This window comes from Paenibacillus rhizoplanae, from assembly GCF_042684125.1.
GTDB classification, from domain to species: Bacteria; Bacillota; Bacilli; order Paenibacillales; family Paenibacillaceae; genus Paenibacillus_AQ; species Paenibacillus_AQ rhizoplanae.
This window is the reverse complement of sequence record NZ_JBHUKY010000035.1, coordinates 124,851-141,315: the sequence shown is the minus strand read 5'-3', so window position 1 is coordinate 141,315 and position 16,465 is coordinate 124,851. Positions and strand designations below refer to the sequence as shown.

General features: G+C 51.8%; 16 protein-coding genes and 2 rRNA genes. 12 read left to right on the top strand and 6 right to left on the bottom strand.

The features are described from left to right. The 10 genes from ACFSX3_RS21990 to ACFSX3_RS21945 form a co-directional block, all read left to right on the top strand. Positions 1-96: ribosomal RNA gene (locus ACFSX3_RS21990) — 23S ribosomal RNA — on the top strand; the annotation flags it as partial. 147 nt (positions 97-243) lie between these two features. Beyond that, a 5S ribosomal RNA gene (gene rrf, locus ACFSX3_RS21985) occupies positions 244-360 on the top strand. A gap of 220 nt (positions 361-580) precedes the next feature. Continuing rightward, positions 581-1,504, top strand: coding sequence for a hypothetical protein (locus tag ACFSX3_RS21980; RefSeq protein ID WP_209993261.1), 924 nt, complete (start codon positions 581-583; stop codon positions 1,502-1,504). Between the two features lie 196 nt (positions 1,505-1,700). Then, on the top strand, positions 1,701-2,360 hold the full coding sequence (locus ACFSX3_RS21975) for a response regulator transcription factor (RefSeq protein ID WP_209993260.1): 660 nt from the start codon (positions 1,701-1,703) through the stop codon (positions 2,358-2,360). A gap of 62 nt (positions 2,361-2,422) precedes the next feature. Beyond that, positions 2,423-3,736 (top strand): sensor histidine kinase, encoded by a 1,314-nt coding sequence (locus tag ACFSX3_RS21970; RefSeq protein WP_379313261.1) that lies wholly within the window; start codon positions 2,423-2,425, stop codon positions 3,734-3,736. A 103-nt stretch (positions 3,737-3,839) separates the two neighbouring features. After that, complete coding sequence (locus tag ACFSX3_RS21965; RefSeq protein WP_209993258.1) at positions 3,840-4,931, top strand: hypothetical protein; 1,092 nt, start codon at positions 3,840-3,842, stop codon at positions 4,929-4,931. Positions 4,932-5,151: 220 nt separating this feature from the next. Continuing rightward, the gene (locus tag ACFSX3_RS21960; protein WP_209993257.1) at positions 5,152-5,316 is read left to right on the top strand and encodes a hypothetical protein; all 165 of its coding nucleotides are present in this window, start codon (positions 5,152-5,154) and stop codon (positions 5,314-5,316) included. 25 nt (positions 5,317-5,341) lie between these two features. Next, positions 5,342-6,139, top strand: a complete 798-nt coding sequence (locus ACFSX3_RS21955; protein ID WP_209993256.1) for a dihydrodipicolinate synthase family protein — start codon at positions 5,342-5,344, stop codon at positions 6,137-6,139. 76 nt (positions 6,140-6,215) lie between these two features. Then, positions 6,216-6,917: a metallophosphoesterase gene (locus ACFSX3_RS21950; RefSeq protein WP_209993255.1), complete on the top strand. Its 702-nt coding sequence runs from the start codon at positions 6,216-6,218 to the stop codon at positions 6,915-6,917. Positions 6,918-6,980: 63 nt separating this feature from the next. Next, positions 6,981-7,451, top strand: coding sequence for an OsmC family protein (locus ACFSX3_RS21945; RefSeq protein WP_209993254.1), 471 nt, complete (start codon positions 6,981-6,983; stop codon positions 7,449-7,451). 29 nt (positions 7,452-7,480) lie between these two features. On the opposite strand, the gene ACFSX3_RS21940 is transcribed toward ACFSX3_RS21945, so the two are convergent. The 4 genes from ACFSX3_RS21940 to ACFSX3_RS21925 all read right to left on the bottom strand — a co-directional run bounded on the left by ACFSX3_RS21940 (position 7,481) and on the right by ACFSX3_RS21925 (position 12,983). Further along, entirely contained in the window at positions 7,481-8,899 is a 1,419-nt protein-coding gene (locus ACFSX3_RS21940; RefSeq protein WP_379255071.1) for a sensor histidine kinase, read from the bottom strand. A 2-nt stretch (positions 8,900-8,901) separates the two neighbouring features. After that, entirely contained in the window at positions 8,902-9,588 is a 687-nt protein-coding gene (locus ACFSX3_RS21935; protein ID WP_209993253.1) for a response regulator transcription factor, read from the bottom strand. Positions 9,589-9,603: 15 nt separating this feature from the next. Continuing rightward, on the bottom strand, positions 9,604-11,076 hold the full coding sequence (locus ACFSX3_RS21930; protein WP_209993252.1) for a hypothetical protein: 1,473 nt from the start codon (positions 11,074-11,076) through the stop codon (positions 9,604-9,606). Between the two features lie 485 nt (positions 11,077-11,561). After that, the gene (locus tag ACFSX3_RS21925) at positions 11,562-12,983 is read right to left on the bottom strand and encodes a glycoside hydrolase family 1 protein (RefSeq protein ID WP_209993251.1); all 1,422 of its coding nucleotides are present in this window, start codon (positions 12,981-12,983) and stop codon (positions 11,562-11,564) included. 138 nt (positions 12,984-13,121) lie between these two features. Between ACFSX3_RS21925 and ACFSX3_RS21920 the strand changes: the two genes are divergently transcribed. Beyond that, positions 13,122-14,093, top strand: coding sequence for a LacI family DNA-binding transcriptional regulator (locus ACFSX3_RS21920; RefSeq protein ID WP_209993250.1), 972 nt, complete (start codon positions 13,122-13,124; stop codon positions 14,091-14,093). 270 nt (positions 14,094-14,363) lie between these two features. Here ACFSX3_RS21920 and ACFSX3_RS21915 read toward each other — a convergent pair whose 3' ends face one another. Both ACFSX3_RS21915 and ACFSX3_RS21910 read right to left on the bottom strand, forming a co-directional pair. Then, entirely contained in the window at positions 14,364-15,062 is a 699-nt protein-coding gene (locus ACFSX3_RS21915) for a DUF6710 family protein (RefSeq protein WP_209993249.1), read from the bottom strand. Between the two features lie 161 nt (positions 15,063-15,223). Next, complete coding sequence (locus tag ACFSX3_RS21910) at positions 15,224-15,697, bottom strand: DUF2798 domain-containing protein (RefSeq protein ID WP_209993248.1); 474 nt, start codon at positions 15,695-15,697, stop codon at positions 15,224-15,226. 143 nt (positions 15,698-15,840) lie between these two features. Here ACFSX3_RS21910 and ACFSX3_RS21905 point away from each other — a divergent pair, with 143 nt between their 5' ends. After that, a complete protein-coding gene (locus ACFSX3_RS21905) occupies positions 15,841-16,257 on the top strand; it encodes a MarR family winged helix-turn-helix transcriptional regulator (protein WP_209993247.1) in 417 nt (138 codons plus the stop codon). Positions 16,258-16,465 lie beyond the last annotated feature (208 nt).

The window sequence follows — 16,465 nt, the reverse complement described above, 5'->3', positions numbered from 1 at the left end:
TAAGACCCCTTGAAGACGACGAGGTAGATAGGTTGGAGGTGGAAGTGCAGCAATGCATGGAGCTGACCAATACTAATCGGTCGAGGGCTTATCCAAATTTCTAATACGCAGATTCATTTCGGATTCAGTTTTCAGGAATCAAATTGGAATTTAAAGAGCTCAAGCAGTTCTGTAAAGGAGATTTGTTTTCAGCATTTGGCGATGTTGAGACCTGAATTATAGCATTTGATATTCAAATGCCCGTTTGGTGGCGATAGCGGAGGGGTTCCACACGTACCCATCCCGAACACGACCGTTAAGCCCTCCAGCGCCGATGGTACTTGGACCGAAGGGTCCTGGGAGAGTAGGACGTTGCCAAGCACACATGACCACTGTTGATTCCTCGACAGTGGTCTTTTTGTATTTTCGGCGCTGACTGAAGGCAGGCCAACCAAACCAGGAGGTATGGTCTCATTTTACAACTCCATAACAACTGTCACTCTACTTTATAACATGTTGAGAGTAAGGTAGTGGTAGAGAAGGCAGCGCAGCAGCACAGAATGATCTCAGACTGACACTGCCGGAGAGTACAGTTCCTGTATTGAAAGTAGCGGCACCCGTGCCAGTATCTACTGTCGATGATTACCTGCGGAAGAATATGAACAAGGAGCTAATGGAGCAAATTTATGATTCGCTGAGCAAAGCACCTGAGCCCACGGTAGTTGGCGGCCAGGATCAAACCGAATCTGAGCTTAACCTTCGAACTAAGCGTCAATGGGTGCTGGAAGATCAGTATGAGTATGATGGCCTTCGGCCTCAGAAGCCCCTGCCCTTCGAGGCGGGACAAGGAGATTTATATCTGGATCTAAAGACCAATACGCTCTACGTTCCAGATAGAACTTGGACCGATGAAGAACTGCTGCAGCTTATAGACTGGAACTATCGCCAGACGCATGCAGCCTCTAAACGTTTTCCGGAAAAACCTGTTCTTCCTCAAAAGTACAGCGAATCTAAATTCATAATGCGTGCAGTTGAAAGTGTGCGGAAGCTCTACGATGCCGATGTGTCTAAGATGCAAATGGCAACTAATCTGAGAAAAGCGGAATATGGCTTCTCTTCACAATGGTGGGTGTATTTCTCTCCCTACAAGGAGCGCACCATGCGTGGGCAAGGGCAGGAGGTCTGGACATACAATGTGTGGATTGATCCAGAAACCGGAGTGGTAGTGGATACGACAGCAGTTAATTTGGCAGCGATAAGAACGCCTATTGATGAGGCTGCGGCTAAATCAGTCCAAAAGGATCCTAGCTGGATCAAGGAAGCTATACGGATTGTTAAGGACAAGCAAGGAGAGCAAAGGAAGATCGTAAAGACCTATCTGACCGATACCGAGGTAAACAATAAGCGCGGAATGGTTGCGGTGGATGTGTTATTAGAAGACGGCAGCAAATATAATGCGGAATTTCGCTATCCGAGTATGATGTTGCGTTGCCTCATTTATGAGCCTGCCGATAAGGGGAAATAAGCGGGAAGCTTATGTTCAATGAACAAACTAGTCCTGACGATCAAGCAGTTCTTGACTCGTCAGGATTTTTTGGCAGGTGGGTGTGTAATGTCAGGTTCGGCTTATAGGTTATGGATGCTCTGTAATCTGGTATGATTAAGATTAGGTTACCTATGAACAGGCACCCTGTGGCTACAGTTAGGAGGATATTCGACAGATGGCTCATATACTTGTTGTTGAGGATGAACAGGCGATTAATGATTTAATAACGATGAATCTTAAGCTGGTGGGACATACGTATGCCAAAGCCTATAGCGGCTCGGAGGTAGCGGATATGCTGGAGAAGGAACGTGCGGATCTGGTCTTGCTGGATGTCATGCTTCCCGGTCTGGACGGGTTCGGGGTGATGGAGCAGATTGCTCCACTGCGGATTCCGGTGATTCTGATTACGGCCCGGGGTGCACTCTCTGACCGGATCAGGGGCTTCGAGCTGGGGGCGGATGATTATATTATTAAGCCTTTTGAGATTCTGGAGCTGCTGGCCCGGATTAATGTTGTGCTGCGGAGGAATGAGCAGGCCGCCTCTGCTTTTGTATGCGATGGGGTTGAAATCCGGTTCACGGAGCGTCAGGTGTGGGTGGAACAGCTGCTGGTGGATCTGACAGCCAGAGAATTCGAGCTGCTTGAAGTGCTAATTCGCAACCGGAATATTGCTCTTTCCAGAGAGAAGCTGCTGGAGCTGGCTTGGGGCTATGATTATGCCGGTGATACCCGTACCGTGGATGTACATATAAGGCAGCTGCGTAAAAAACTGGGCTGGGAAGAACGGATCAAAACCGTGTTCAAGCTGGGCTACCGGCTGGAAGTTCAGGTCTAGCCATGCGGTTCTGGCATAAGATTCTTCTTGCTGTCCTGGTGCTTTTTATAGCGGCCCTTGATGTGAGTGTCGTGATGGTGTTGAAAAAAAGCTGGCAGCTGAACATGGCGAGTGAGCGTAAACGCGCGGCCAGCGAGCAACTGCTAATTACAAACAGTATATATGAGAATCTGGAATCCAATCGGTTCAGAGGGATGTCGCTCAACCCTGAACTGCTGGTAAACGTGACTCAATCTTATGGTCAGCATTACCGCAAACAGGGAATAGAATTGGAACTCCGGGAGAATGGACGGCTGCTTTATCCCATTGAGGACGGGGGGAGTCCCGGTCAGGAGGAGACGCGTTCAGCACAGGAGGAGCATATCATGACGTTAGCGATGCCGCTCCCGGCTCCCTACCAGCATCTGGAGCTGGCCTATAACCGCGATATTAGCGGGCTGTATGCCCAGCAGCAGGAGCTTAACCGTTTTTTTGTGATGATTAACTGGATTGTGGGGCCAACTCTTGTGGTGCTGCTCTACCTTCTGATCCGGCATCTGACCAAGCCGCTCAAGCTGTTGTCAGAGACGACGAAGACGATTGCCGAAGGTGACTATTCCAATCGTGTGGAGTTGAACAGCAGGGATGAGTTCGGGGAGCTGGCCGTAAACTTCAACCGGATGGCTTCAGTGATCGAGCAGCGGATAACCGATCTCGCAGGCATGGCTGAGGATAAGCAGCGGATGGTCGATAATCTGGCTCATGAGCTGCGGACACCGCTGACCAGTATGCAGGGATTCGCGGAGCTGCTGACTACTGCTAACATAGATCAGGAGGATCAGGTCAAGGCGGGGCACTATATTCTTAGCGAGACGGTGAGGTTGAAGAATTTGGCTTTCAAACTGCTGGATCTGTCCGTTCTGCGGCATCAGCCGCTGGTGTTGGCAGAGGTAGATGTGGCTTCGCTATTCGACATAGTGGCCCAGACCGAGCAGCAGAGGGTAACAGATAACGGATTACTGCTGGAAATGGATAGTTCTATTCCTGCCGTATGGGGAGATGCTGATCTTCTGGCAGCTTTGCTGGTGAATCTGATCGAGAATGCGATTCCGGTGTCCCGGCCAGGGCAGACGATCTGTGTGTTGGCCTATCAGCAGGATGGAGAAGGGGTGCTTGAAGTACAGGATAGCGGGAGTGGAATGACAGAAGAGCAGAGCAGGCGGGCATTTGAGCCGTTCTACCGTGCAGATCCTTCACGCTCGCGGGCTTATGGCCATGCAGGTCTGGGTCTCTCTCTATGCCGCCAGATCGCCGAAGCGCATCAGGCCAGAATTGAGCTGCTATCTGCTCCTGGGGAGGGAACGCGCATCCGCCTTTTTTTAAGCTCCGCTTTGTGAAACTATTTTACAACTCCATAACAACTGCTCCTCCACTCTATAACATCCCGGAATTATGCTATGGATAGAAAGAATATCCTGAATTCTGATGGAGGTAATACAATTGAACAAGAAAAAGTGGTCTGTTACTGTGGCAGTTGTCCTATGCTCAGGCGGTATGTTCGCATTCAGCGGACTCCTTGTCCCCAGTCTGGCGAACTCAGCAGTCATTGCGAAGTACAGTACGGCAACTCAGGTCAATGCTAAAGCAAGTCCGGCAGGAAGTGCTGTTCCTGTACTAAAGGTAGAGTCCCCGGCCCCGGTATCTACCGTGAATGATGATCTGCTGCTGAAGCAGATGACGGAGGCAGAAATCCAGCAAATCTACGACTATATAGAGCTCCCAGGCGATCCCCGCATTTCAGGCCGGGCGATGAGCGATGCGGAGATCAATCGCAGGCGGGTGCTGGAGGATCAGTATGTGTATGATGGTGTGCGGCCACAGAAGCCTTTGCCGTTACAGGCGGGTCAAGGAGAATTGTATCTCGATATAAAGACCAATACGTATCATCAACCGGAGCGCACCTGGACGGATGAAGAGCTGCTGCAAATGATTGACTGGTACTACCGGGTTAATCTTCTGTCTTCTAAACGCAATATAACTGCTCCGGCCGTTGCCGTACCAGAGAAATTCAGCAAGGATGAAGTAAAGGCACGGGCGGCTGAAAGTGTACGTAAGCTGTTCGATGCTGATGTCTCCAAGCTGAGAACGAATGTTACGCTGGTGGAACCGGGTTATGGCATACCCTCATTTTGGTCGGTTCACTCTGCACCATATAAGTCGCTTACTCTGCTTGGACAAGGTCAGGAATACTGGCAATATAGTGTACAGATCGATCCTGACACCGGGGTGGTGGTAGATACGACAGCTTTTAACTCTATTATAAAAAGAACCCCTATCGACGCGGCAGCAGCGGCTGCCATGAAGAAGGATGACAGCTGGATAAAGGAAGCTACCCGGATTGTGAAGGACAAGCAGGGAGAGAAACGAAAGATAGTGAAGGCGTATCTGACAGGCACCGAGGTGAACAACAAACGCGGGATGGTAGCCGTGGATGTATTACTGGAAGATGGCAGCAAATATAATGCGGAATTCCGCTATCCGGGTAAGCAGCTGCGTTGTCTGATCTATGAGCCTGCGGGCAAGGCTAAATAAGCAGACAGCTGAGTGGGTATAGAACTGAATTTGTCCTGATGATCAAGTATTTCTTGATTCATCAGGATTTTTTGTTACATTGGAGATAGAAGATGATTGTACAAAAAAAAGTAAAGCGGGTGGAGTGCATGAGAATTCATTGCTTACAGCCTGGGCTGTGCCCATCAGTGTTTTGAATATGAGGATTATGTAGTCGGGCTGCAGTTCCATCTGGAGGTCAATGAATCCAGCATCCGCAAAATCACGACCAACTGCGCCGGAGAGCTGGAGCCTGGTGAGTATATTCAAGCGCACAGATCAGGCGGAGCGAATAACAGCGGCGGGTACCCTGCTATTCCTGCTCCTGGATGCGATGGAAGAGAAGCATTTGTCCAGAACTTCTTAGTATGGCAATTAGTAAGGAGTGTAATATGAAAAGATTAAATGTAGCGATTCCTACGCCTTTTTACAGTGATGAAGGTCTGGATGTAGAAGGATTCGAAGCCATTGTCGCCTTCCAGAAGCAGAACGGCATCGAATCGCTGCTTATCTCAGGAAGCACGGGTGAGCAGCATTCGATGAGTATCGCAGAGAGACTGGAGATCATTGAGTACTTCAATCAGCAGCGATTCGAAGGGATAGAGCTGGTCTTCGGGGCTTCTGCCATCAGAACCCGTGACGCGGTAACGCTGATTCAGGCGCTGGAGACATCGGCGATGGATGCGATTATGATTGGCTTCCCACCATATATCCGGCCTACACAGCAGCAGGCAATCGCTTATGTGGAGGAGCTGCTTAGTCATACGGTCAAGCCGGTGGCATTGTATAATAACCCCGGCCGGACCGGATTCGATCTGGCTCCTGAATCGCTGAATCTGTTAATCCGCCGTTATCCGAACATTGTAGGGTACAAGGAAACAGGCGATTTGCAGCGGCATGTGGGGGTGGAGTACCCGGAGGAATTCATTCTTTTTGCCGCAGGTGATATGAAGCTTGTGGAGAATTTCGCCTCAGGCCCTTGCAATGGTCTCTCCAGTGTGGCCGGAAATATATACCCCCGGGAGATCAAGGTCGCGGTGGAGCGGCTGCTGCGGCAGGAACAGGTAGAGGTGGGTCCCATCGAAGAGAGGGTCTCCCGTGTGTTCAGCGGCCATGCCCTAATTAACATCAAGCAGCATTATAACAGCTTAGGCATTCATGCGGGAATCTGCCGGGCGCCTCTTCTCTGATGCCTACAATGACGGTGGAATGCTTTTGAGCGGCTAATTAAGGGGCCTGCGGTTATTGTTATTAAGGAGGGAGTTCATGCGCAAATTCTTCATAACGGACATCCATGGGGATCAAAAGGGGCTGGAGCTTCTGCTCCGGCAGTCTGGATTGGACTGGGGAAAAGACCAGCTGGTCATCGGCGGAGATATGATCAACCGGGGCAAGGACTCGGCCGGAGTGCTTGGTTATCTTAAGCAGCTTACAGAGCGGCATCCGGGTCAGGTTCATGCGCTAATTGGTAATCATGAAGAAATGATGGGGGATTATATAATCAGCGGTGATAAGCTCTGGCTGAGCCATGGCGGGTGCGAGACGCTGGCGAGCTTGAAGCAGGCTTATCCCGACCCGGATCAACGGCAGGAGCTGATGAAGTGGGCGTATTCTTTGCCGCTGTACTTTGAGGATGATGAATATGTGTATACACATGCAGGATTGTATACAGAGCAGCCTTTGGAGGAGCAGAGCCGGGAGATTCTATGGATGACAGAATATGAATTCTACCGCCAGCCGCGTGAAGCGCTGCTTGATTTAACGAATGGCAGGCCGGTAATTCATGGGCATACGCCGGTTGAACGGATCTATGGTGACGGCGCCAGGATGAACTGCGATCTGGGGTCTAATACCTATCCGATACTTGAAGAAAGGTCGCTTGGGCTGGTGAATCTTACGGAGATGACTTGCCATGTGTATAGGCAGGCAGACCAGTGGTTGGAGATCAGACGGATCGGGCGTATCTAGCCCCAGAAGTGACACAAGACAAGATCGCTTATTTGATATGAAGAAAAGAAAGGACGGAATGAGATGAAGCATCCTTTTCACCTGAAGGCGGTATGGAATGGAGGGCGGAACAGCGAAGGGCATATTGATGCGGGCGGACTGCGGACGGTTATATCGATTCCGCAGGAGATGGGCGGACCGGGAACCGGCACGAACCCGGATGAGATGCTGCTGGGTGCAGCAGCGACCTGTTACCTGATTACCCTGGCCGCAATGCTGGAGCGTTCAGAGATTGTTCCAGAGGAGTTGACCCTGGCGTCTGAAGCGACAGTAGATGTCACGAATAATGTGTTCACGTACGAAAAGATTGTGCACAAGCCTAGCATTGTGCTCCAGGCTGGTGCGGCACCGGCGCAGCTGAAGATGGCAGAGCGGCTGGCACATAAGGCTGAAGCCTCCTGTATGATCTCCAGAGCCGTGGCCGGTAACGTCTCTATAGAGACTGAGCCAGTTGTGGAAATCGCGCGAGGGAGCGGACAAGCCCGGGTAGAGTAATAGAAGCACCGCGGGATACAGAGCTAGAGCTACACTGGTGAGGCAAAATGCTGCTCCACCTCGTAACGCGGCAGCTCTACAATTACTGTGGTTCCCTTGGTGAATTCGCTCTCGATTCGCAGCTGCCCGTCATGCAGCTCGATAATTTCTTTGCAGATGGCGAGGCCCAGGCCGCTTCCGGACTGGCGGGAGCGGCCTTTGAAGAATTTGGTGCCAAGCTGGGCCAGATCCTCAGCCTCGATACCTTCGCCGTTGTCGGCGACTGTGACGAGTATCCGCTCGCCTTCGAGTACTGCTGTAAGGCGGACCTCGCCCTCCGCAGGGGTGAACTTGAAGGCATTATCCAGCAAATTGACAAACACCTGCTTCAACCGGTTAAAATCACCGTCCACCGGCAGCGGCTGATCGGGAAGGTCGGCATAGAGACGGATCTGCTTCGTCTGCCCCCGGTATCTGAACTGCAGCAGCAGATCCTCCAGCAGGCCTCTAAGATCATACGGCTGGCGCACGATGCGAATCTCTCCGGCCTGGAATTTGGAGAAGTCGAGCAGATCCTCCACCAGGCCGATCAGCCGGTCTGTCTCCCCGGTCATGACCTCAAGACCCTGGAGCGTCTCCTGCCTATCCGACAAATCACCGACCAGCAGCGTCTCCCCCCAGCCTTTGATGGAGGTAAGCGGGGTCCGCAGCTCATGGGTGACGGAGGAGATGAAATCATATTTGAGCTTCTCGCTCTTGAGGATTTCCTCCGACATATAATTCAGCGTTACCGCAAGGGTGCCGACTTCATCGTCATAACGCCTCTCTGCCCGGACGGCAAAATTACCGGTGGCCATTTCCTTGGCGACACCGGTCAGTTGCTGGATCGGCCCGACGATCCGTTTGGCAATAATCAGGCTGAGCATGAAGCCGAATCCAATGACGAGCAGGCCGATGAAGGCTGCATTGAGCGCGATTTTGACAATAACGTGATATAAGGGCTCTGCCGAAACCGAGTAGCGCAGCAAGCCGATCGTGCTCCCCGACTCCTTCAGTGCAATAGAAACTGCCATAATTCGTTCCCCGTTCACCGGCTTGATGCTCTGAAAGTTTCCTTTGCCGCTGGTCAGGGCTGCTCTCACATCAGGGGTACTCACCTGCTCTGTACTGGAGAAGCCGAAGGAATTAATGACCACGTGCCCAGCTGGACTCAGAACTTCCACCTTACTGCTCTCCTCAGGGGAGAGATTCTCCAGAATATAACGCGCCCGCTCATTCAAGCTATAACTCTCCAGATACTTATTGAAAAAGGTCGCTGAAGTCGTAGCCCTTGTATTCAATGTCTCCATCGCACTGCCCAGATAATAATAGTGGACAGCAGCGATGAACACTCCCTCCAGCAGCAGCACGATCAGGAGCAGCATAAGGGTAATATAGACGATAAGTCTGGACCTGATTCCCTTCAGCACGATTAGCCCCTCCAAATATATCCGAATCCCCACACCGTCTCAAGGAACTGCGGCCCGGAGGACTCCTGTCCGATCTTTTGGCGGATTCGGCTGATATTCACATCTACAATTTTAAGATCTCCCATGAAATACTGCCCCCATACGGCTGTCAGAATATCGTCCCGGTTCATGGCCTTGTTCGGCTGCTCCATAAGCAGCTTAACGATCATAAACTCGGTTGGGGTCAGCGGGATATCCTGTCCGTCCTTCAATAATTTCCGTTCATCCAGCATTAGAGTAAAAGGTGGAAGCTCGATGAGATTCTCCTGCGGCAGCGCTTCTCCCGGATACATCCGGCGGTAAAGTGAGCGCACCCGGGCGACCAGTTCCACTGGACTGAAGGGCTTGACCACATAGTCGTCTGCGCCGGATTCCAGGCCCATGACCTTGTCGATTTCCTGGCTTTTGGCGGTGAGCATAATGATTCCCAGCCGGGGGAACTGTGTCCGCAGAAGGGTACACACCTCGAACCCGCTGAGTCCGGGCAGCATCAGGTCGAGAATCGCAATATCGAAATCCCTCTGCTCCCTGGCAATCCTCAGCGCCTCTTCACCGGTGGAAGCCTCCGCGATCTCGAAGCCTGCCCGCTTAAGGTTGATGCACAGCAGATCACGGATCGGCTTCTCATCTTCCAGTATCAGCACTTTCATGAACAGCTCTCCTTCTTATTGCCGGGGCTTCTGGGGTGTGCCGGCCAGCTGAACGACTTCATCCAGTGTCAGCTTCAGCAGATTATAAGTCTGCTGGTCGGCCCCCTGCAGCTTGCCGGCGGCATCCGCTGCGGGCATTACGGCAACGAACAGGGTAGGCTCCGTGTCATTGTTAGAGTTCCCTTGCTCATACAGCAGCTTATACTCTCTATTTTCAGCCTTCAGCTGAACCTCTGCGGCAGCCCAGGCCTTCTTCGTCAGCAGGCGAAGCTCCAGCAGCGGAGCCTTCACAGCAGACCCGGCATTCTTATAGCTGAACAGGAGCTTCTCCCAGGGCTGGGGTGATTCTCCCGGAACCTCGAGCAGAGTCTGGCCCGCCCAGGACTTGGGAATACGGAAGTTGAAGCCCCAGCGGTCGAACTGCTCCTGCACGAAGGTCAGGCCGGACTGTCCGTCCCACTGATAATATTTGGTGATGAATGGGGTCGCCAGGGGAGCCATGTTCTTCGTACCGGCTGGCGGCACCAGGAAGCCGAATTCCAAGATCCCGTCATTATTCACATCCAGGCTGGACTGCGGGTAGTCCTTAATTGCAATACTGCTGCTGCCAAGCAGGTCAGGAGAGACGGCTGGCGGAGACAGCACCAGATCCTTGCTTGCAGCGAGCGCGGTACGCTGATAATCATCTGTTGCCAGTATATCAGTAAACCTGTCTTTTTCCCAAGTTAGCAATGAAGTATAAGAAGCATGTGCGCCAATGGCGGCATCTATGACGATTGCGTCCCGTGTAGGGGACGCCTTGCCGAACTGGGCCTCGATCACATTACCGTCCAGCTTCTGGTCGGATAAGGTCTGCAGCTTACCTTCCTTGAGCCGTAGCAACAGGAGATGGGTCTCACGTAAATTATCTGTGGTGTAGGTGCTCTGAAGCAAGGTAATGTCGGTATGCCCGCTCCCGGTCAGGTCGCCAAGAACCAGCTGGTCATAAGGCTGCTTAAGCAGCTCGGCCAGCTGGCCGCCGCTTAGGCTGTAGACCGCCAGCTCTTTGCTTAATCCCTCCCCGCCGCCGTATCCGAGCAGCAGCTCCTGCGCTCCGTCACCGGTAACATCTGTGAAGGACACTTCGTTCAATTCGCTGCCCACCCCGGTAAGGTTAGCCAGCTTGGTCCACTTGCCGTCCTGCTGCGAGAGTAGGAGGGTGTTAATCTCATAATCGGTTTTGTCTGTCTTGTAGAAGGCGAGGAGCTCCTCCTGCCCGTCCTTGTCCAGATCCTGTAATTGAATCGCACTGCCGGATTCTGAATGGATCGGTACCGTTAAATGCGCGTTGGCCGGTAGAAAGGATTTGACGATTCCGGTAAGATTGCCGTCGCTATTCCCCTGTGATGGGGCTTGAAGCAGATCGCTCGGTGTCTTCATGGTGCCACAGCCGGAGGCGATCAGGCTAAAGAATAAGAGGCTGCTGAGGCCGAAGGTATATTTGTTCATTCCAGTTACGCTCCTTAGGATTCATCTGTGGCTAGTATATCCTAACCTTTTGGGCAATTAGTTTCAAAATGGTAAAGGAGCTGACTGAAGATATTAATATGAGATGGAATACGAGATGGAATACGAGATGAAATATGAGATGAAATGGTAGTAACGCAAAGCTTAAACTCGTCGCTGCGGTGAACATTTGGACTTCCGGCCGCTGTTGTATACAGATTTCTAGATTCAAGCCGCTGTTTGCGGTTGAAATCCGTATACAAAGGCGGTCGCTATCGCTCCTACAGTTCCAAATTTCCCCTCCGCTCCTTCCCGCTTTTTGTTAATGGCGTATTCAACTGAAATTGATATCTTCAGTTATCGGGGGGAGGGGTAGGCAAAAAACGGCGGAATGGGGCGCTGTCGCTACCATTACCACAACTTAAAAAAGGCTGTCCCCCATCAGCCTTTTTGAGGCTTTTCGGGACAACCTGTGATGTCTGGTTATTCTATTCGCCTGAGCGCCGCAGGCTCTGTCCGTTGGTAGCAATAACATCCTTGTACCAGTGGAAGGATTTCTTGCGGTAGCGCTCCAGTGTTCCTGTGTTGTCGTCGTGGCGGTCAACGTAGATGAAGCCATAGCGTTTACTTAGCTCTGCAGTTGATGCACTGACCAGGTCAATACAGCCCCAAGAGGTGTAGCCCATGACTTCAACGCCGTCCTCGATGGCTTCGCCTACCTGCAACAGATGGTCATTCAGGTACTCAATCCGGTAGTCGTCATTAACGGTCGGCACGCCGTCTTCGCCGGTGACCAGCTCGTCCTTGGCCCCGAGTCCGTTCTCTACAATAAACAACGGCTTCTGGTAACGGTCATAGAACATATTCAGCACGTAACGCAGACCCTGCGGGTCAATCTGCCAGCCCCATTCGGAAGCCTTCAGGTAGGGATTGGGTGCGCCTCCGATCAGGTTGCCTTCCTGGGTGCGTTTGCTGCTGTCACCGGTCTCACAGATGCTCACATAGTAGCTAAATGAAATGAAATCTACGGTGTGCTTGAGTAACTCAGCATCTCCAGGCTCCATGTGAATCTCAATGCCGTGCTCTCTGAAGTAACGTTTCATGTAGCCAGGGTACACGCCTCTTGCATGCACATCCCCGAAGAAGTAGTTCATATGCTCTGACTTCATTGCCGCAATGACATCGTCCGGGTTAGGTGTGAGCGGGTACGTTGGCATGCTTAGAATCATACAGCCGATCTGGGCCTGCGGGTTGATCTCATGTCCGATTTTGACCGCAGTAGCACTTGCTACCAGCTCGTGATGAATGGCCTGATACAGATCCTGCTTGCTCAGCTTGTCCTTCGGTGTGTAAATTCCGCCGCTCATGAAGGGTTCGTGCAGAATCGAGTTGATCTCGTTGAAGGTCAGCCAATACTTCACTTTATCCTTGTAGCGGGTGAATACTGTTCTGGCATACCGTTCGTAGAAGCCGACTAATTTGCGGTTGACCCAGCCGTCATACTGCTTCGACAAGTGCAGCGGAGTCTCGTAGTGGGAGAGGGTCACCAGCGGCTCAATGCCGTATTTGTGACATTCATCGAACAGGTCATCATAGAATTGCAGGCCTTGCTCATTCGGCTCCAGCTCATCTCCGTTCGGGAAGATCCGTGACCAGGCGATGGAGGTACGGAAGACCTTGAAGCCCATTTCGGCAAAAAGCTTAACATCTTCTTTGTACCGGTGGTAAAAGTCGATCCCGACCAGCTTCATATTATCCTCGGTAGGCACCTCGGTAATCGGCCCCTTGATTCCTTGCGGAGCTACGTCTTGGGTGGACAGGCCTTTGCCGTCCTCGTTATATGCGCCTTCCAATTGATTGGCAGCTACTGCGCCGCCCCACAGGAAGCCTTCAGGAAATGGAGTACTCATGGATTATCCCGCCTTTTTTATAGTTATGGTCAGATATGGTAAGCTATTAATATGTCCCATAATTCCATGCTAAATGTTGTAACGCGTTACATGTCAAGTATTATTTAAAAGATGAGAATTTATGTAAGGAGTGCCATCATGTCGAATCTGGATCAAATCGCCAAACTGTCGGGATTCTCCAAGGCTACGGTATCAAGAGTACTGAATCGTTCTCCCCATGTAAGTCAGGCGACGCGGGAGAGCATCCTGAAGATTATGGAAGAGCTGGACTACGTGCCGAACGGTAATGCCATTTCCTTGTCCAGAGGAGAGACGATGCAGATCGGGATGGTGACGGAAGGGATCAACGAGGTGATGCTGCCTTTTCTGAACAGCTTCGTGGAGACCGCCAGCCAGCACGGATATCAGACGATTATCTATACCTCCGGGGGCGATCCGGCCAAAGAGCTGCAAGCCTTCGAGGATATGCGGCGTAAAAGAGTCGATGCGCTGGTGATCAGCACCTGCGTCAACGATCAGGCGCTCCTTGGCTACTATTGCAAATACGGGCCAATTGTCTCCTGGCAGCGGATGGAGCTTCCGGAGATTCAGAGTGTCGCCATGAATCAATATGACGGATATATGCTGGGACTTGAGCATGTGATCGGACGGGGTTATACGCGGATTGCCAATGCTTGGGGCAGGCCGACCAGTATGAATACCTCCGGGCGGATACAGGCGTACCAGGATGCAGCCCGCAAATATCATCTGGAGGTGAACCCGGAATGGTCGCAGACGGGCATCTACTCCATCCGGCAAGGTGAAGAGCTGATCCGGGGACTGCTGCTGAGTCCAGGAGGGCATCCAAACGCCATCCTCTGCGCCAATGATATGGTAGCGGCAGGTATATTGAGCGAGGCCCGCAGGCTTAAGGTCAAGGTGCCGGAGGAGCTGGCGATTGTCGGATTCGACAATACGGAGCTGTCCCATACGCTGGGGATCACCTCGATTGATAATCCGATTGCCGCGCAGGCACAGAATGCGCTCTATTTGATTATCAGCAAGCTGGGGGGAAAAGAGACCGGGCAGCAGGAGCTTGAATTCCAGCTCGTACAGAGAGCTACTACTTGAATAAGCCGTGAACCGTCCAATTTGGGCGGGTTCGCGGCTTTTTGAGTTGCTCATGCTGAAAGCAAGTTTGCGTTGTCTCCGCCGTAAGTGGGCGGGACGAGGAAAGGAGGAGCAAAAGTGCACCTGAATCCGCCGTAAGTGGGCGGGACGAGCAAACGAGAGGGATAAATCCCTCTGAATCCGCGCGAAGCGGGGTGCCTCGTAAAACAGACAAAGGGCCATACCAAGCAGCCATTTACGGCACTTGAAGTTGAACTCCCCGCAGGAGCTTCAGAAAATAATCTTCTGCGCTGCCATGATCCGGCCGATCTCAAAGATGGCGGCGCATTCCACGAAATGAACCTCGGAGATGATCGAATGGTCATGCGTTCTGTAGTAATACCTGCCGTCGGCATACACGTGATCATAGATGAGGCTGATGTCATACACCGAGGTGGGGTAGAGCTCCCCTTCGCCCTTGGCGATCCCCGCCGTGATAGAATGATGTCCTGAGCCTTCCACGAAGGAGATGCCAAGAGGGAGCCAGAGGGTAACCTGATGATCCTTATCCTGCCGCCAGCTTCCGTTCAGGGTACCTTCACCGATACGGATCAGACTGTCGCGCAGCTTGCGGGGAATCCAGGGGGAGGGGAAGACCAGATCACGTGCCAGGTTGATGATTCTGCTGCTGTTGTCAATCTGCCGCATCAGGAAGTGGAAGCTCCGTCCGTCCAGCGTAACCTCGGCCCATTCATCAAAGAACAGGTTGTCCGAGAACATCCGCTCCATCTGATCGACCTCCCCATAGAGCGCGGGCGTCAGCATGAGCTGGCTCTGAATACGCCTGCCTATCAGCCTTATGAAGTCCACGATCGGGTGGGTCTCCGGCTGGAAATAACCATAATTGATATCGTAATAAAAGCCGAGATTCTCATTGATTAAATCCTTGGCGAACGCCATGAGATTATCGAATTCTTGTTTCATCGTCATGCAAAAGCTGCTCCTTCAACCATATGATAATGTGCTTATCATATTACGTGCTATGCTCCCCTGTCTGTGATGAAAACAGCAGGTAAAGATTGGTTTAGCCTGCTGAACACCCTTTTTGGTATGGCGGGAACGCGGAGAACGGGTTTCAGCCAACCTTAACCTTAGACGCCCGGTGCTGTCGTACGGACCGGAAACATCCGGCTGAACAGGAAGCGGGTCAGCGGACCGGCCACCAGCAGCTGTAGCGGCAGGGCGCAGATGAAATTAAGCCCCAGTATGGAGAAGTAATGACGGAAGAAGTTGTCCCCGAATCCGAAGTGTGCTAGTGTGCCGTATAGAGACATGAGGATGACCATACCGCAGACCATGAAGCACGAGATCGTCAGCACTTTGCGGATCTGGGGCGCAGAAGGCTTCACTATTTTGAAGGCCAGCCCTTTGGCAACTCTGCCAACCACCACAATATCACAGAACAGGGCCACGGCAAGTGCCGGGAGCAAGCCCACAGCCACATCCGTGAGCAGTCTGCTGTTGAATCCGTTCGCTATAATCACATTGTAAAAAGACATAAAGACAACCATGCAAAAACACATCATACTGGTGAAAATTAAAGCTTCTTTTTTGTTACGGCCCATGTTTCCGAACTCCCTTAAATGTAAGTTTGTCAAACTTCACTTATAGTAGCAGTGGGATGGATTATTGTCAACCTGGTTGACAATTTGGGCGACATGGATTGTCGTTAAGACGGAACTGCATTTCTATAATGGAGGTCTTGTAGATGAATGAGTATATCAGCGGGTTGAATCTGGTCGATATGATCAGCGAAAAGCATAAGGTGCTGCGGGACAAGGTAAACCAGATGAGCAGCGAGCCGCTGAATAAGACGGAGACACATATTCTGGCGATGCTGGAGCAGCACGGCGTTCTGTCCATTTCGGAGATCAGCAGGCTGATCAGCATTTCCCGCCAGGGCACGCAAAAGACGATCAACAATCTGCTGGCCGAAGGTTACGTAGATACTGCTGCTAAGGAAGGGAACAGCCGGGACAAGCCTATCGTGCTCACTGCGAAGGGGACAGCAGCTTGCCGGAGTATGCTGGAGATCAAGCAGAAGATTGAGGCCGAAATCACGGCCCGGATCGGCAGGGAGCAGGTGGAGCTGCTGCGGACGCTTCTTACTCAGGACTGGCTCTGAGACATCCTGAAAATGGCTGAATATAGCAAAAAAAGCTGAAATAAGCAAATGGGACGAAGTGGAAAGCCTGCTTGGTCCCTTTTGCTGTGTCTTTCGGCGAATTCCATTTGTTATTCATTGTTTGGGGTTTGTCTAGGATATCTGCATATATACAGATGGTGATAAAAGAATTAATGTAGTATCGAACGGCAGCAAAAATAGTGTCTGT

What these genes read in the sequence shown, in the direction of transcription:
- ACFSX3_RS21975 (WP_209993260.1), top strand. Translation starts at nt 1,701, where the DNA reads ATGGCTCATATACTTGTTGTTGAGGATGAACAGGCGATTAATGATTTA.
- ACFSX3_RS21960 (WP_209993257.1), top strand. Translation starts at nt 5,152, where the DNA reads ATGAATCCAGCATCCGCAAAATCACGACCAACTGCGCCGGAGAGCTGG.
- ACFSX3_RS21955 (WP_209993256.1), top strand. Translation starts at nt 5,342, where the DNA reads ATGAAAAGATTAAATGTAGCGATTCCTACGCCTTTTTACAGTGATGAA.
- ACFSX3_RS21950 (WP_209993255.1), top strand. Translation starts at nt 6,216, where the DNA reads ATGCGCAAATTCTTCATAACGGACATCCATGGGGATCAAAAGGGGCTG.
- ACFSX3_RS21945 (WP_209993254.1), top strand. Translation starts at nt 6,981, where the DNA reads ATGAAGCATCCTTTTCACCTGAAGGCGGTATGGAATGGAGGGCGGAAC.
- ACFSX3_RS21935 (WP_209993253.1), bottom strand. Translation starts at nt 9,588, where the DNA reads ATGAAAGTGCTGATACTGGAAGATGAGAAGCCGATCCGTGATCTGCTG.
- ACFSX3_RS21930 (WP_209993252.1), bottom strand. Translation starts at nt 11,076, where the DNA reads ATGAACAAATATACCTTCGGCCTCAGCAGCCTCTTATTCTTTAGCCTG.
- ACFSX3_RS21925 (WP_209993251.1), bottom strand. Translation starts at nt 12,983, where the DNA reads ATGAGTACTCCATTTCCTGAAGGCTTCCTGTGGGGCGGCGCAGTAGCT.
- ACFSX3_RS21920 (WP_209993250.1), top strand. Translation starts at nt 13,122, where the DNA reads ATGTCGAATCTGGATCAAATCGCCAAACTGTCGGGATTCTCCAAGGCT.
- ACFSX3_RS21915 (WP_209993249.1), bottom strand. Translation starts at nt 15,062, where the DNA reads ATGACGATGAAACAAGAATTCGATAATCTCATGGCGTTCGCCAAGGAT.
- ACFSX3_RS21910 (WP_209993248.1), bottom strand. Translation starts at nt 15,697, where the DNA reads ATGGGCCGTAACAAAAAAGAAGCTTTAATTTTCACCAGTATGATGTGT.
- ACFSX3_RS21905 (WP_209993247.1), top strand. Translation starts at nt 15,841, where the DNA reads ATGAATGAGTATATCAGCGGGTTGAATCTGGTCGATATGATCAGCGAA.